The organism is Bacteroides sp. PHL 2737, from assembly GCF_004115325.2.
Classification (GTDB): domain Bacteria; phylum Bacteroidota; class Bacteroidia; order Bacteroidales; family Bacteroidaceae; genus Bacteroides; species Bacteroides hominis.
This window is the reverse complement of record NZ_CP040630.1, coordinates 2,273,260-2,289,175: the sequence shown is the minus strand read 5'-3', so window position 1 is coordinate 2,289,175 and position 15,916 is coordinate 2,273,260. Positions and strand designations below refer to the sequence as shown.

Below are 15,916 nucleotides of genomic sequence, written 5' to 3'. Positions count from 1 at the left end.
AAAAAAATAGTTTATCTTAGCTTGTCGCTAAACAAGCTCAAAAGGTTTACTCTTTTACGTATGGAAGGATACGCCAATATCTTTCCATACGTTTTTAGTAGTTCAAGGAGATTTGTTTTTCATAAGCATTTCTTTTAAGGGTTAATTAATAAATTTCAATTTTACTCCGTTCATCCTGAATATCAGGACTCTCCAGGTATCTCCATTGTATCTTGGACGAAATTTTAAAGTATTCCAATATGCGTTCAAGCCGTTGTTCGGTGAATGTACCCGTAAACGCATTTGTTTTTAAACGTGTATTCTTTATAATGAAAGTTACATTAAAACGTTTTTCAAGCATTCTCAACGCTACTTCCAACGGCGTATTACTGAATATGATCTTGCCATCTTTCCAGGCGGTTTCCGACAAGCCAGATGTAGCATATAGCCGCACATCACCGCTTGTCGAACTATAAACAAGCTTTTGTCCGGGTTTCATAACAACTTTCTTAACCCGATAATCTCTATCATTAAAATGAAAACAAACATGTCCTTCTACCAACGTGGTCGAGACGTCCGGTTCATCTTCATAAGCCTCCACATTAAAATGGGTACCCAATACTTCTATCTTTGATGCATGTGGAGTAGAGACGAAAAACTTCTTTTTTAAATCTTTTGCTACCGCAAAATAAGCCTCTCCCCGCAACTCCACATCTCGTGTATCACCTTCAAAAAAAGTTGGATAACGTAAAGAAGATTCCGAATTCAGATAAACGACCGTACTATCTGGTAGTACCACCGAAGTTGTCATTCCCGGATTCGTCTTAATCTCAAGCATCTGACTCAAGACAGGTTTACTATTGTTCATGTATTGCACCACAAAAGCTATAAACAAAGGAATGAATAAAACAGCAGCGGTACGTTGTATCCACTCCCACCAAGTTGTTTTCTTTACAACCATTCTACTCCTAACCTTATCCAAGGCCTTCTCCGTATCCACCTTACGCATTACGTTAACTGTATCTACAGCCAGATAAAGAGTATTCATCTGATCAACCATCTTCCGGTTCTCTTCCGATTCTCCTATCCAGGCTTCCACCTGCCTGCACTCTTCTTCCGTAGCCAGTCCTTCACAATAGCGAGGTAGTAAATGGTCTATATCTTCTTGATTCATATTTATAACTCAACTCTTTTATTAATAAGACAGGTGGGAAAATAGGATTCCTAAACTTAATTCCATTTTTTTTTAGAAAATCTTTGTTTTAATAAGAAAAGACTATCTTTGTATATAAATTAAATTCTTAGATCTATGAAGCCAAACCGGACAAGAGAAGAGATTTTATTGCTTTCCAAACTTCAACAAGGGGATAAAAAGGCTTTTAACGCCTTGTTCAGAAAATACTATCCAACGTTATGTGCATACGCCCACCGGTTTGTGGATTTGGAGGATGCGGAGGAAATTGTACAGGATGTGATGCTTTGGCTATGGGAGAATCGTGAGATATTACTTATTGAATCATCACTAAGCCAATATCTGCTAAAAATGATATATCACCGTGCATTAAACCGCATCGCGCAGAAAGAGGTAAAATATCGCGCAGATACACTATTTTATGAAAAAAATCAGGCAATGATTTACGATGTAGACTTCTATCAGATAGAAGAATTAACAAAACGGATTCACACAGCCATAGCAGCGTTACCGGAATCTTATCGAGAAGCATTTATCATGCACCGCTTCAAGGATATGAGTTACAAAGAAATTGCAGAGCTCCTTAATATATCTACTAAGACCGTAGATTATCGTATACAACAGGCACTGAAATTACTACGCAAGGAACTCAAGGAATTCTTATCATTGGCATTAATTTTTCTGGCAGCGTAGTTCGCACAGACGAAAGATAGACATTATAAAAGGAGGCAGAGTTACCGAATAAAAAGAAGGAGTTGTGTCAAAAGTCTTTTCACCACAAAGGACACAGAGTAGCAGAGATTATTCACATTGATCATCAACAACTTAAAGACACATCTGTGTTATTCTGTGTTCTCTATGGTGAGTTTCGACACCCCCCTCCTTTACACATGCACTGTTTATTCTATCGTAATATCAAACTGATCATAAGAATCTGTTCTCCACGATTTATCGCAAGTCAGAGGAGAGAGAGCAAAAAGAGGAGAGAAAGTCTTGATTTTAATCGTTTTTCCATCAGGCATAAATTCCATAATTCTCAGCCACCCGTCTCCACCGTTACCAAACCATTGTCCATCTGCTGTCTGTGCATTGAACATCATTTGAGGAACATTTTTACCGGATGCATTTTTATCAATCCGGAAACTGACATTATCCTTATAATCGGCTATCTCACATTCGTGTCCACAAATCACCATACAAATATTCTTTGAAGGATAGACCAACTTGTCCCAAATAGCTTGTCCATAATTGGCAGGTGTCATTTTATAATTCTCTTTTTCAATTATTTTTCCTGTCCATGCCAGATATGAATGCGTCAACAATATCACCTTATGATCCTTATAGCGAGGTGAATCCACCACTTTCTTCGCCCACTCCAAAGCTTCATCACGAGGAGCAAACTCCAGAGAAACAACTAAAATCTTACCCCAGGTATCAGTCACGAATTCATAAGCAGCATTTTCCAGTGTTGGTATGCCCTGATAGTTATTTCCTACAGCAACCAGACTTTCTCTCCAGCAAGAATTTCTCTCTGAAGGAAAGTAATCAGAAAAATGGCACAAACGATTTTCTGCTTTTTGATATCCATAATCATGATTGCCGGTACAAATCACATAAGGCAGCTTTCCGTCCAAGCGCTCAAATGCACGCGAAGCGGCACGCCATTGTTCTTCACTTGTCTGATTCCCGTTCACTCCATCTGGAATACGTATTTCATTCTGCTCCACCAAATCACCGGTACAAAGCACTCCTTTTATATTCAGAGACTCAATGCTATTAGCCACCCATGCTGTCTGCAGCTCAAAAAGAGGTTGGTTGGCATCGAACTTTGTATAGCTCTGTGGATCAGGCAACAGAATCATTGAAAAAGAATTTTTATCGGTAAGTTTTGCACGTACCGGATAAACTTGCGCAGAAACAAATAAAGTCTGCATACAAAGAATAAAAGCTAATAAGTAGTTTTTCCTGTTCATAAGTATTACATTTAAATATTTCAAATAAAATTAAGTAGCAAAGATATAAATACTCACTGGCAATAACCCCTGTATCCTCCTAATTATTTCAGAAGAAAAGTGGCCATTACAGCTTTATGATCCGTCGGCCACACCCCTAACGGGGTTATAAATAAATCTTTGCTTCTCTCCTCTATACGTTTACTGCGGACAATCGATTTTGAAGGTCCTACCACAGATACATCCTTCAATTTCAATTTTTTGTCAGGCCTGAAATAAATAAAATCAATACGGTCCCGTTCATCAGCGTCAGGTGCCCACGACAGCTTTTCTACAGCTATACCTTCATTATCAGACGGAAAAGTAAATCCCGGATGTGTGATCGGATTAGGATATTTTGTCCGGTAGGCATCTTTAAATCCCGCATTTTCAAGGAGAACGGAACAATCCCACCGAACTACCGTCCCGTTATGATCCCACAATTTCTTCGTATTTTCGTTCCAGTCCAAATGTGAAGGTTCATTGAAATCACCGCCTAATAAAACAATATTCCCCTTTTCTTTCCGGGCATCTTCTATCACATGACGAATCGCTTCATCACGCAAAGATTCATTATTGGCTTTCTCAATCACCGCTACATCCAGTACCGGTGCATCCAACTTTTTCCATGTAACGCCACTATATCCTCTTGGCAGATAACAGGCATAATGTGTATAATCCAAATGTGCGGAATATACAACAACATCTCTTCCATTAATGCGTATGCGGGCTTTCAGTACGGAACCGGCATCATCTTCCAAGGGACAATTAGGAGCCTGTTCTTCAATTTTATATTTAGATAAAATACCTACATCCAACTTGCTGTTTTCACCATAATATCTCTTTCCACGTTCTTCCAAAGCCTGTAGTATACGCGAAATAAATTGTTTTCCATGATAGTTTCTCACTTCACTAAACATCACGATATCCGGCTCCAGACGAGCCACCTCGTCAGCTATTGCCTCAAAGCCCCCTTTCACCATGGTACCTTCCTGCCAGATATTCATTTGGAGGACTTTAACTTCGTTTCCCTTGCCATAAGCCATTACAGTAGATAGCCATAAGACTATACTTAATAAACTATATCTCAACATCATATTAATAAATGTATTAAAAACCAGAGGAGGTGCGAACAGAAAGCATTTCTCTCCATTCTGCACACACCTCTTCTAAAACTCTATTTTATTGCAAAATCCACATCAGTTTATTAACGTCATCTACTCCCCCGAATTGACGTTGCAAAGCCTCGTTCTGATGCTCCAGATTATAATCAGACTCTGATTTCGGATACATCCAGCGCATAGGCAGTCTGTCATTCATCGTATTCCGGTTGGTTGCAGGATTAATCGGTAATACCGGATACCCTGTACGACGGTAGTCATAATAAACATCATACGGATGTTGCATGAACGATGCCAGATAACGTTGTGTCAATATCTTCTCAAGGTCTCCCTCTCTCTCACCACTTAACTGTATAGCCGGTGTTTCAAGAAAAGCCGCAATCGCTTCCTGCGTCAACGGATGTCCATGATGATAGATCTCTTCATCCGGAGTATTAGCAGCTATAAACTCCATGTGAGCTCTGATTGCCTTCTTGTAATAAGTAGTTGCATCACCCGAAATCCATCCTCTCACGGCAGCTTCTGCCAGAATGAAATTCTGTTCGGCATATCCCAATCGGACAACCGGTTCTCCGGAAGGATAATCAGTATACCGCGCATTAAATCCAGAATATTGTTCTGTGGCATAAGCCTTCTCTATCTGCTCAAAAGGCAATGACGGATCAGTCCCGATATAAGCATCCCAACTGTCAGCGGTCACTCCTGCATCAAGTTTAGCCTTTGCCGGTTTGGCATAATAGAACATACGGATATCTCCGGTTGCCTTAAACTTATCAATCAGCATAGTAGAAAGCATGGCATAACCGGCGTGTTTAGTATTTGTGTTATGGAAAGGATATACAGTATTCGCTTTATCCGCATATTTCATCTGAAGATTATCATCGTTTGATTCCATTAAGCTACCCGATGCCACGATCCGGGCAAAACGTTCTTTCACATTCAAATCTACATCACTCTCTTTCTTCGAAAGATGCATCAGAACTTTCAACTGAAATGCTGTAGTCGCTTTCTTCCATTTGCTGATACTACCTCCCAGAATCGGATCACCATCAAAATCTTTAGCTGAGGAAAATAATTCGTATGCTCTTTCCAGATCACTCAAAACAAACCCCATCACTTCCTTTTGGGTATTGTATTTAGGGCGCACCAACCCTAATTCACCTTGCAAAGCCTCCTCGTAAGGAAGGTCCCCCATTTCCATCGACATATAGAATATTTTGTAGGCCTTTATAAAATGCGCCAGACCATCGTATGCATTCACATTATCATCCGTAACAGATTCGACCATCTTCTGTGCATTAATCAGTGTCGTGTATCCTCCGAAACCGGAACGTCCGAACACATTATACTGGTAATCTTCCATACTTTCGCCCCATGCCATCTGTTTGGCAAGCAGATCGTCATATATAAATGATTTACTGGCACTGGACGATGTAATATCCAAAAGTAATCCGGTCGCCAGCAGTGAAGAGGTAACCTTAGTGGTTGCATCGGGATTTGTGTTGATTTCATCGAACTTATCGCAAGAAGCCAGCAAGGTAGTTACCAATAACAACGATATGTATTTATTAATTCGTTTCATATTATTCTATCTTTTAAAAATCCAATTTTACATTAAAGCCTAAATAACGAGTGGACGGAGAACTTAGGTTATCTGAGTCACTGTCGGGATCGGTAAAGCGGAACTCTTTAGTCCATACAAACAGATTTTGTCCGACAAAAGCCAGTGTCAAACCTTTCATATGCAGTTTGTTGCAAACAGACTTAGGCATCTGATAGCTCAGCGAGAGGTCACGCAGTTTGAAGAACGTCTCGTCAAATACATTCTGACGTGTCACGGTACCTATATACGGGTTAGTACTTTTCATATACGACTCGTAAGATACTTGTACGTCGTTCGGAGCAAATACTCGATCGTCATGGATAATTTTTCCGTTCGAATCGTAATCTACACTCCCGGAAACGACTTTCACTCCGGTACCTACAAAATTGGTCTTCTTATTCACCACTTCATCATATCGCCACTGATTGTCCGAATCAATATGTGCTCCCGAGTTCCACATCGCCTGATTGGTTTTCGAGTGTGCCATACCTCCTACCCGTCCGTCAAGTGTAAAGGAGAGAGTGAAATTCTTGTAAGTTATCGTATTCGTCCAGCCCCATATCCAATCAGGATATTCATAACCGATAACCGACTGGTAATCGCTCTGTTTAGGATAACCATTGTAATTGATAATATTTCCTTGAGGATCGCGTTCCCAATCGTAAATTCCGTACCAATCCCAACGTTTACCGGCAGCTACCCAAGGCTTCTGTGTAGAATATACCGGGTCTATTTTGGTATAATACCAACGGTCACGTGACCAGTTGAAAGCCGATTCCCAGTTCCAGTCTCTTGTTCTGATAATATCGCCTGACAGGGTCAATTCTACCCCACGACCCACATATTCTTCATCAATGTTGATCAATGTAGACGTAAATCCAGAAGAGTTGCTGATGCCGGCACTACGAGTCAGATTGTAATAGAGCTTATTATAATAAGTAAAGTCTACTTTCAGACGATTTTTAAACATATGGACTGCCGTACCGATTTCATAAGAACGTGTAGCCGAAGGTTTCACCGCAACACCACGGATAGATGTGGGATAATATGCAGCACTCTCACCATTCCACAAATCGGTAGACACACTATAAGTATTGTTAGTATCATATACTCCCAGGTCACTCTTAGTTTGTGTCCATGCACCTCTCACTTTCCAGAAATCAATAAATTTAGGCATTGGGATAAACTGCGAAAGCACAACACTGCTGGCCACAGACGGATAGAAATAAGATCGTGTCTCCGACGGCAAGGAAGATGACCAGTCATTACGTCCCGTTACATCCAGAAATAAAGTACTCTTCCACGAAACAGAAGCTTTTGCATATACACTGGTCACCAGTTTTTTAGTAATACCACTGGTTGTTTTCAACGGGTCTACAGATGATTTCAATGAGTAATATCCCGGAATTTTCAGACCATTTTGTGTTTCAGCCAAAATATTATCACTCTTCCAGTAATAAACGTTTCCACCCACGAAACCATCGACATTGAAATTACCGAATTTATGATCGGCAGACAGTATCAAGTCATTGTTTAAACTATATCCGCCTAAGCGTTGCAGACCATAATAACCCTGTTTATGCCAACCACCCACAGCACTTACAGCATTCCGCCACTCTTTTTTCTGTGAATACGAGTCCAGCCCCGAACGCAGTGATAAGTTCAACCAAGGAGTAAAATCATAATTGGCAGAAAGATATCCGTTAATCAAATCATAATCGCTTGAACGCGTAATTTCGTTCGCAATGAAATATGGATTATCATACCATTTGGTATCCATCCATTTCTGCTGTTCATCCTGTTTAATCCAGTAATTTTTATAGTCCCGTATATCATACTCAGCCCCTGACCATACCAACAAATTATAAAGGAAACCACTTCCACCATATCCGGCTCCCATATCGTTGGGGTAGAAACGTTTGTTATAAGTCAGACCTCCGTCAAAAGAAAATTTCTTCCATTTCATATCGCCCGATACTGAGTAAGTAATCTTATTCAATTTTTGATTCGGATACTGCCCTTTGTTATATACATGGGTCAATGAAGTACGTACGCTACCATATTTACCTTTCTGGGATACACTTACATTGTTGTTTGTCACCAAACTCAATTCTTGAAAGTTCTTTAAGTTATTTCTACCTTTCGAAACCAAAGGCATATCCACCCATTCGTGAGTATACGGATCATATTGCAATGCTGTACGTCCGATGTCCAGTTTGTCTCCCCATACATATCCTCCGGTGGAATAAGTCCCCTGTGACCCGGAACTATATGAAGTTTGTACCTCCGGCTTTCTCAGATATCCGGCTGCAAACATGGTACTGCTGTTTACAGTCACATTCAATCCTTCTTCCTTACCTTTTTTAGTGGTAATCATCACTGCACCGGCACCTCCACGGGCACCATAGAGTGCCGAAGCCGTAGCTCCTTTCAGGACATCAACCGATTCGATGTCATCAGCTGCTATATCATTCAATCCCACATTACCATAAGGTACACCGTCGATAACTAACAGGGGGGCAGATGCACGCAACGAGAGTGAAGGAGCTGTATTGAACTCTGTACTGTTTTTTACATTCAATCCGGCAATCTTGCCCGTTAACGAAGTAGCAACATTCACTGTTTTTACAGCAGCCAGCCGATCTCCGTCCACTTTTTGCACGGCATACCCCAGAGCCTTCTCTTCGCGCTTGATACCTAATGCCGTTACAACAACCTCATCGAGCAGTTTCGTGTTCTCGGCCAACCGAACAGTAAGTGAAGTATTATTACCCACAGGAACTTCTTTGGTGATGTACCCGATATACGAAATGATAATTGAGCTTTTAGTTCCTACAGAAAGACTAAAGTTACCGTTGACATCTGTAATCGTCCCGTTTCCGGAATCCTTTTCTTTAATATTAGCTCCGATAATGGGTAAACCGGCCTCATCAGTAACCAGTCCCTTTATCTTTTTAGTGGTCTGCTGTTGTGCAGCAGTCGTTTCCAAAATCTGTTTAGGAGACAGGATAATACTATTCTCCAATATTTTATAACCGATATCCGTACCAGCAAACAGCTGATTCAAAACTTGGCTGATCTCTTTTTGAGTACTTTTAATAGTCACACTCCGAGAGATATCCACCTGCTTATTATTATAGAAAAAGTGGTATTCCGACTGCTTCTCTATTTCATCCAGCACTTTCTGAAGACTGCTGTTGCTGACATTCAATGTCACACGTACTGACTGGCTATAACCCTTAGCCGCAAATGCCATACTGGCAAAGACAAACAACATGATCGCTGATAGTTTCATACACAAAGGTATTTTTTTCAGAAGCGAAAAGATATTCTGCCTCCCGAAAAATTGGAAGTTTAAGTAAATTGTCATAGATTTGTAGTGATTTTGATTTAAAAAATTCTATTAACCGCACAACTTGTCGCCAAACAAGCGGACGGTGGACTTTCATACAGGAAAATATTGGCGTATTTTCCTGTATGTTTTTTTGTTTTAAGGTGGACGTGTTGTCATAGGTATCAGATTTTAAAAGTTTAATATTCAAATGGTCAATATAGCTCTATTTTCATTTTCTGCTGTATTGTCTGCTGTGTGTTATGTTCCAGTTCTATAAATCTATACTGTATGCCCGAAGCAAGCCTAAAGTGTTCAAGAATCAGAGGTAAGTGCTGTTCGCTGAATACTCCGGTAAATGAATTTCCATAAAGAGTAGAATCTTTTACGATAAACTCCACATGAAACCGCTTGGTAAGTATTTTCAAAGCCTCAGACAGCGGGGTATTCCTAAATACCACCTGACCGTCTTTCCAGGCCGTATAAGTTTTCACATAAGGTTTGTCGGTCCTCACTGTACGTGTTTCCGGATTATAGATAAACTCCTCATCAGGCTTCATCACAAAGGTCCGTTGCTTGTCACCCTCACCCAGAAATGACAATTTCACAGAGCCCGATACTAAGGTAGTTCTTACCACACTGTCCGTCCGATAAGCCTCTATATTGAACTCCGTACCCAAAACCTCAGTCTGAATACGGAAAGGCGTATTAACAATAAATCGCTTACTCTTATCTCTATGCACCTCAAAGTAAGCCTCTCCATCAAGTTCTACGTTACGTATATCTCCTGTGAACCTGGTAGGATGTTTAAGTGAAGATCCCGAGTTCAGCCAAACTTTAGTTCCATCCGGCAGATTCGCTTCAGCAACCATACCGGGATTTGTCCGTATCTCCACATACTCCACGGGGGAGTTTTTCAAAATCAGATAAAGGGTGGTGGCAAGCAGCGGCAGAGCCAAACAAGCAGCAATACGCTGCCCCCACACCATCCATGAAACTCTATGTTGATGTTTGTGTATTCGGTCCTTTACCTGATGGAAAGCCGCAACAGAATCTACGTGCTTCATGTAGTTCAATGTATCGGCTGCCCGGTAAAGCTGAAAAATATCCCGTGCTGTCTTCGTATTCTCCTCCGAAGTAGCAATCCACTCTTCTACCTCCTTTTGTCTGTCAGCAGGAAGCTCCCCGGCAAAATAGCTTAAAAGAATTGACTCATTTATGTAATAGGATTCATCCATAATTCGTGCTTTTATAGATAAGACGAATGAAATCAGAAATCTCCTAACCTAAAAACGTATTTTTTTTGAAAAAAATATTATTTTTGCCCAAAACGAGGGTTTACATGCACAACAATACATCGCATACAACAAGCGACGAAATTCTTTTTTATCAGATACAACAGGGAAATGAAGACGCATTTGAAGCGCTGTTTCTCCGGCACTATCCCGCCTTGTGCGCTTACGCCCGGCTGTTTGTGGAACCGGACGACGGACAGGAGATTGTATCGGATGTAATGGTCTGGCTTTGGGAAAATAAAGAGATGCAGGCATTTGAAACTTCTTTGAAAAGTTACTTGTTCAAAGCTGTTAAAAATCGTTGCCTGACTCTTATCAATCGGAACGAAGTGAAACAAAGAATCGAAAAGATGATTTTCGACAATCTCCAATCACAGTATGATGATCCCGATTTCTACGTCATGCAAGAATTAACCGAGAAAATAGAAGAAGCTTTGGCACGACTCCCGGAAAATATCCGCGAAGCATTCGAGCTCAATCGTTTCCAGAATCTGACCTACAACGAAATAGCCGAACGCTTAGGAGTATCTCCCAAAACGATAGATTACCGGATTCAGCAGGCACTGAAACAACTGCGCATCGATCTGAAAGATTATCTGCCCGTCCTGCTATCCTTCCTGCTGCGTTAAAACAGCGGAGCATTCAGCAAATACTATACAGAAGTCCGATAGGGTAAAGTAAACCAAAAAAGAGAGCCTTTACCAACCTCAGAGGTAACCCCGATCTCACCTCCCAGTTTTTCAATAATCATCCGGCTGATAGATAGTCCCAGCCCGGTACCTTGTATAAAAGGATTATATTTGACAAAACGTTCAAACACATGCTCACACTGTTCGGTGGACATGCCACAGCCTGTATCAGACACATAAAAATATAATGTTGCGGCATCTTTCAACCGATATCCCATCCGTATCTCCCCTCCGGAAGTGAACTTAATCGCATTGGTCAACAAATTAATAATGACTTGTGTCAGCCGATTCTTATCAGTATATAAAATACATTGGGGCAATTGTTCGTCAAAAGTTAGAACAAGTTCTTCCGATTTGATACGCAGTTTACCCACTTGTTCTATCTCCGACATCATTTGATTGACATCCGCACGGGTTATATGAAAATCATACATTCCGGACTCGATCTTCGACATGTCCAGAATATCGCTGATCAGTTGAAGCAGAAGATCTGTATTGGTTTCAATGATATCGGCATATTCTTTCATCTCTTCTTTATCTTCTACCTGCGAAAGCAGGTTTGAAAAACCGACAATAGCATTCAGAGGGGTACGTATTTCATGACTCATATTCGCAAGAAAAGCTGATTTTAATTGATTAGCCTCCTCCGCTTTCAGACGCGCCTCTTCCAGGCGTTGATGAGTTTTCTTAAGAATATGAATATAAAAGCCAATGGCACCTGCTACCAGAAGCACAACAAATACCGTTAGTAAAATCTCCTTTTTATACTGCTCAAAGAAACTCATAGGAAGATTTACATATACAGCCCCTTCCGGATAAAGCGAAACAGGGATTTGGTAGGACTGCAAAGCCGGATAACAAAGATAAGCGGCCGGCTCACCCCCTAATGCAGACGGAATTTCGCGGGGTTGCTCTCCTTTCAACACACGTTCAATCAGTTGCAATAATGAATCTCCGAATGACTCCACCGATACATAATACCCTCCCGCAAATGTGTTATTGGATAAATCCTCAGCAGCCAGCAAAAACAGGGGAGAGTGCACAAATCGGGTAATAATCTCTTGAATATGATCAAACAAATAGTTATTGTCGTCTTGGTTATGCGATTCAAACCACGAATAATAAATCAATCCGGTGTTTTTATCATATCCGCTCAAAGTATCGAGCAGCATTTCAGTAGAAATATTTTTGGTTGACAACTGCTCCAGACTCAGCTCCGGGAAGTATCTGCCCACAGCCTGACTGACATCGCCACGAACTGCCTCACTGATATATCGGTCATCGGATATAAAAGCAACTCGTTTCATCCCGGGCATCACTTGCCGCATCAGTTCGATAGTCTCTTTTACATAATACGTTTGCCCCAATGTAGTCACATTATATCCTTTGCGCCATTCTTTAGCCGGAACGGTATTGGTTTCAGTCAACGGTTCGTGAGACAGCAAAACATCAAGTGTTGCCGGCAAGCGGTCCCGGGCATTAGTAATGATGACCGGCACATCTCTCCATTCATCATCAAAAAGCTCCCGACAGACAATCCATCCCGGGTCACCTATAAAAACAACCAATCGAGGAGGTATATCATGCTTTCGACGTAACTGTTCTACAATTGCAGTTGCCTCTTTACGGCTACAAAGGGCCGGTACAGACAGAGATTCAGCCGTTACGGCAACATCTTCCTTCTGCAATTCCTGATGTACATACCAATATATACTTTTTGCCCAGGGAAGATTAAAGTTAATAGAATTCAGAAACAACACATCTCCACCGGACCTGTCCTTGTGAGCCGATAGCCGACAGTTCATTCCTCCCAACAGAATCAGAAGGAAACAGAAGTATCTGAATTGCATTTGTTTCATTTGTAACGGTCGATTGCTAAAATCGGTGACAAAGGTATCATTATTATTCGTATACAGAAAAAGGCACCCTATTATTTTAGAGTGCCCTTTTATATTTATCTTCTAAAAAGATCTTCTTACGCGTTTCTCAGAGATGCAATACTCTCTTTGAGCGATTTAATGATACTTTCGGCATCAGCCTGTTTCTTGCGTTCCATTTCAATAACGGCAGCCGGCGCATTACTCACGAATTTCTCATTGCTGAGTTTCTTCAAAACGCCCTGCAAGAAGCCCTCTTTATGTTTCAGTTCGGCTTCCATACGTGCTATCTCAGCTTCCACATCGATCATATTACCCAAGGGGACTGCAAACTCAGTCGTTCCGATCATGAATGAAGAAGCTCCGTCAGCTTTTACATCCACTACCTGAATAGCAGACAAGTTACACATTTTAAAGATAACAGGGTTCATTTTCTCTACCGGGTTTACTCCTACCACTTGTAACTCAAGCGGTTCTTTCATTGCAATATTCTTTTGCAAACGGATGGCACGCACACTACTGATTATCTCTTTAGCCGTTTCGAATTGTTTCAAGAACTCCTCGTTCACTTCTCCGACTTCTGCCAACGGTTCTACCATCAGACTTGCCCCCGGCTCACGCTCACGTAACTGCTGCCACAATTCTTCCGTAATAAATGGCATGAAAGGATGGAGCATAGCCAACAGACGTTCGAAAGCACTCAAAGTCATTGAATAGATAAATCCGTTTACAGGTTGTCCATAAGCAGGTTTCACGATTTCGAGCAACCATGAAGAAAATTCATCCCAGAACAGTTTATAAATCAGCATCAACGCTTCGCTCAAACGGTACTTGCTGAATAAATCGGCTACCTCAACTGCGGCAGCATCCAGTCTTTGGTCAAACCATTGTACAGCCAGGTGTGCATCCGCCGGAATATCGATTGTTCCCATTCCATTCTCCCAACCTTTCACCAGTCGGAAAGCATTCCATATTTTATTGCAGAAATTACGTCCCTGTTCGCAAAGTGCATCATCAAAAAGAATGTCGTTTCCGGCAGGAGCCGAAAGCATCATCCCCATACGTACACCATCTGCTCCGTATTTCTCTATCAACTCCAACGGATCCGGTGAGTTGCCGAGCGACTTGGACATTTTACGTCCCAATTTGTCGCGGACAATACCCGTAAAATATACATTTTTAAACGGCATTTTACCTTCATACTCATAGCCTGCCATAATCATGCGAGCCACCCAAAAGAAGATAATATCCGGACCGGTCACCAGGTCACTGGTAGGATAGTAATAGTTAATTTCTTCGTTACCCGGATTATTGATGCCATCGAACAAAGAAATAGGCCACAGCCAAGAAGAGAACCAAGTATCCAGACAATCTTCATCCTGACGAAGGTCAGCCATTGTCAGATAATCGTTGCCTGTTTTTTCTTTAGCCAGTTTCAATGCTTCTTCGTCAGTAACGGCTACTACATATCCGCCTTCCGGAAGGAAGTAAGCCGGGATGCGGTGTCCCCACCACAACTGACGACTGATACACCAGTCTTTGATGTTCTCCATCCAATGACGATAAGTATTTTTATATTTGGCAGGATAAAACTTAATCTCATCCTTCATCACCGGCTCAAGGGCAATCTGAGCCAAATGCTCCATCTTAAGGAACCACTGCATAGAGAGTTTAGGCTCTATCACTACATTGGTACGTTCAGAATAGCCGACTTTATTGGTATATGCCTCCGTCTTTTCAAGTAATCCGGCGGCTTCAAGATCTTTCTCAATCTGTTTGCGAACTTCAAAACGGTCCATACCGATATACATACCGGCAGCTTCGCTGATAGTCCCGTTATCATTGAAAATATCAATACTTGGCAAGTTATACTTCTCACCCAGCATATAGTCATTCACGTCATGTGCCGGAGTCACTTTCAGACATCCTGTACCGAATTCGATATCTACATAATCATCCTCAATCACCGGGATGACACGGCCTACCAGCGGAACAATAACCTTCTTACCTTTCAGGTGCTGATTTTTCGGGTCATTCGGATTGATACACATAGCGGTATCGCCCATAATCGTCTCCGGACGAGTAGTCGCAACAACGGCATAACTGTCTTCACCCTCTACCTTATATCTCAGATAATACAGCTTTCCATGCTCCTCTTTGTAAATCACCTCCTCGTCAGACAAAGCTGTCAATGCCTTCGGGTCCCAGTTTACCATACGCACGCCACGGTAAATAAGTCCCTTCTTGTAAAGGTCTACAAATACTTTCAGCACACTTTCGCTACGCTTTTCGTCCATAGTAAAAGCAGTACGGTCCCAGTCACAGGATGCCCCCAACTTACGGAGCTGTTTCAGGATAATCCCACCATGTTCATCTGTCCATGCCCAAGCATGCTTCAGAAACTCGTCACGAGTCAGATCAGTCTTTTTAATACCCTGTGCAGCCAACTTATTCACCACCTTTGCTTCGGTAGCGATAGAGGCATGGTCGGTTCCCGGCACCCAACAAGCATTCTTGCCTTCCATACGTGCACGACGAACGAGGATATCCTGAATGGTATTATTAAGCATGTGTCCCATATGCAGCACACCGGTGACGTTAGGGGGCGGAATAACGATGGTGTAAGGTTCACGTCCATCGGGTTTCGAACTGAATAATTTATGGTCCAGCCAATACTGATACCACTTTCCCTCCACGTCAGCAGGGCTGTACTTACTTGCTAATTCCATGTTGTATATATCTATTTTATTAGTTTATTGCGAAAGATTGGCGCAAAATTAATAAAAATAAGTAGAATATAGGGACAGGAATATGTACTTTTGTTCCTCGAAAGAAAGA

10 protein-coding genes are annotated in these 15,916 nt (G+C 41.5%); 2 read left to right on the top strand and 8 right to left on the bottom strand.

Annotated elements, in window-relative coordinates; genetic code table 11:
* Window positions 1-145 precede the first annotated feature (145 nt).
* A complete protein-coding gene (locus DBK98_RS09265; protein WP_005809974.1) occupies window positions 146-1,153 on the bottom strand; it encodes a FecR family protein in 1,008 nt (335 codons plus the stop codon).
* Window positions 1,154-1,288: 135 nt separating this feature from the next.
* Between DBK98_RS09265 and DBK98_RS09260 the strand changes: the two genes are divergently transcribed.
* A complete protein-coding gene (locus DBK98_RS09260) occupies window positions 1,289-1,864 on the top strand; it encodes an RNA polymerase sigma-70 factor (protein WP_005775800.1) in 576 nt (191 codons plus the stop codon).
* A 206-nt stretch (window positions 1,865-2,070) separates the two neighbouring features.
* On the opposite strand, the gene DBK98_RS09255 is transcribed toward DBK98_RS09260, so the two are convergent.
* From DBK98_RS09255 to DBK98_RS09235, 5 genes are all read right to left on the bottom strand, one after another.
* Window positions 2,071-3,144, bottom strand: a complete 1,074-nt coding sequence (locus DBK98_RS09255; RefSeq protein WP_032535670.1) for a metallophosphoesterase — start codon at window positions 3,142-3,144, stop codon at window positions 2,071-2,073.
* Window positions 3,145-3,227: 83 nt separating this feature from the next.
* Window positions 3,228-4,256 carry an endonuclease/exonuclease/phosphatase family protein gene (locus DBK98_RS09250; RefSeq protein ID WP_032531830.1) on the bottom strand — a complete coding sequence of 343 codons (1,029 nt, stop codon included), beginning with the start codon at window positions 4,254-4,256 and terminating at the stop codon, window positions 3,228-3,230.
* Window positions 4,257-4,344: 88 nt separating this feature from the next.
* Window positions 4,345-5,865 carry a SusD/RagB family nutrient-binding outer membrane lipoprotein gene (locus DBK98_RS09245; RefSeq protein WP_032535669.1) on the bottom strand — a complete coding sequence of 507 codons (1,521 nt, stop codon included), beginning with the start codon at window positions 5,863-5,865 and terminating at the stop codon, window positions 4,345-4,347.
* A 13-nt stretch (window positions 5,866-5,878) separates the two neighbouring features.
* Window positions 5,879-9,181, bottom strand: coding sequence for a SusC/RagA family TonB-linked outer membrane protein (locus DBK98_RS09240; protein WP_005809985.1), 3,303 nt, complete (start codon window positions 9,179-9,181; stop codon window positions 5,879-5,881).
* A gap of 251 nt (window positions 9,182-9,432) precedes the next feature.
* Window positions 9,433-10,455 carry a FecR family protein gene (locus tag DBK98_RS09235; RefSeq protein ID WP_005809988.1) on the bottom strand — a complete coding sequence of 341 codons (1,023 nt, stop codon included), beginning with the start codon at window positions 10,453-10,455 and terminating at the stop codon, window positions 9,433-9,435.
* A gap of 104 nt (window positions 10,456-10,559) precedes the next feature.
* Between DBK98_RS09235 and DBK98_RS09230 the strand changes: the two genes are divergently transcribed.
* Window positions 10,560-11,141: an RNA polymerase sigma-70 factor gene (locus DBK98_RS09230; RefSeq protein WP_005775793.1), complete on the top strand. Its 582-nt coding sequence runs from the start codon at window positions 10,560-10,562 to the stop codon at window positions 11,139-11,141.
* 23 nt (window positions 11,142-11,164) lie between these two features.
* Here the strand turns inward: DBK98_RS09230 and DBK98_RS09225 are convergent, their stop codons facing one another.
* Together DBK98_RS09225 and DBK98_RS09220 are read right to left on the bottom strand one after the other, a co-directional pair.
* On the bottom strand, window positions 11,165-13,060 hold the full coding sequence (locus tag DBK98_RS09225) for an ATP-binding protein (RefSeq protein WP_032531810.1): 1,896 nt from the start codon (window positions 13,058-13,060) through the stop codon (window positions 11,165-11,167).
* A gap of 116 nt (window positions 13,061-13,176) precedes the next feature.
* A complete protein-coding gene (locus DBK98_RS09220; protein ID WP_032535667.1) occupies window positions 13,177-15,807 on the bottom strand; it encodes a valine--tRNA ligase in 2,631 nt (876 codons plus the stop codon).
* Between the last annotated feature and the right edge of the window lie 109 nt (window positions 15,808-15,916).

Excerpts from the sequence above, each read along its gene's own strand:
- DBK98_RS09225 (WP_032531810.1), bottom strand. The coding sequence starts at position 13,060 with ATGAAACAAATGCAATTCAGATACTTCTGTTTCCTTCTGATTCTGTTG.
- DBK98_RS09245 (WP_032535669.1), bottom strand. The coding sequence starts at position 5,865 with ATGAAACGAATTAATAAATACATATCGTTGTTATTGGTAACTACCTTG.
- DBK98_RS09265 (WP_005809974.1), bottom strand. The coding sequence starts at position 1,153 with ATGAATCAAGAAGATATAGACCATTTACTACCTCGCTATTGTGAAGGA.
- DBK98_RS09255 (WP_032535670.1), bottom strand. The coding sequence starts at position 3,144 with ATGAACAGGAAAAACTACTTATTAGCTTTTATTCTTTGTATGCAGACT.
- DBK98_RS09260 (WP_005775800.1), top strand. The coding sequence starts at position 1,289 with ATGAAGCCAAACCGGACAAGAGAAGAGATTTTATTGCTTTCCAAACTT.
- DBK98_RS09235 (WP_005809988.1), bottom strand. The coding sequence starts at position 10,455 with ATGGATGAATCCTATTACATAAATGAGTCAATTCTTTTAAGCTATTTT.
- DBK98_RS09230 (WP_005775793.1), top strand. The coding sequence starts at position 10,560 with ATGCACAACAATACATCGCATACAACAAGCGACGAAATTCTTTTTTAT.
- DBK98_RS09250 (WP_032531830.1), bottom strand. The coding sequence starts at position 4,256 with ATGTTGAGATATAGTTTATTAAGTATAGTCTTATGGCTATCTACTGTA.
- DBK98_RS09240 (WP_005809985.1), bottom strand. The coding sequence starts at position 9,181 with ATGAAACTATCAGCGATCATGTTGTTTGTCTTTGCCAGTATGGCATTT.
- DBK98_RS09220 (WP_032535667.1), bottom strand. The coding sequence starts at position 15,807 with ATGGAATTAGCAAGTAAGTACAGCCCTGCTGACGTGGAGGGAAAGTGG.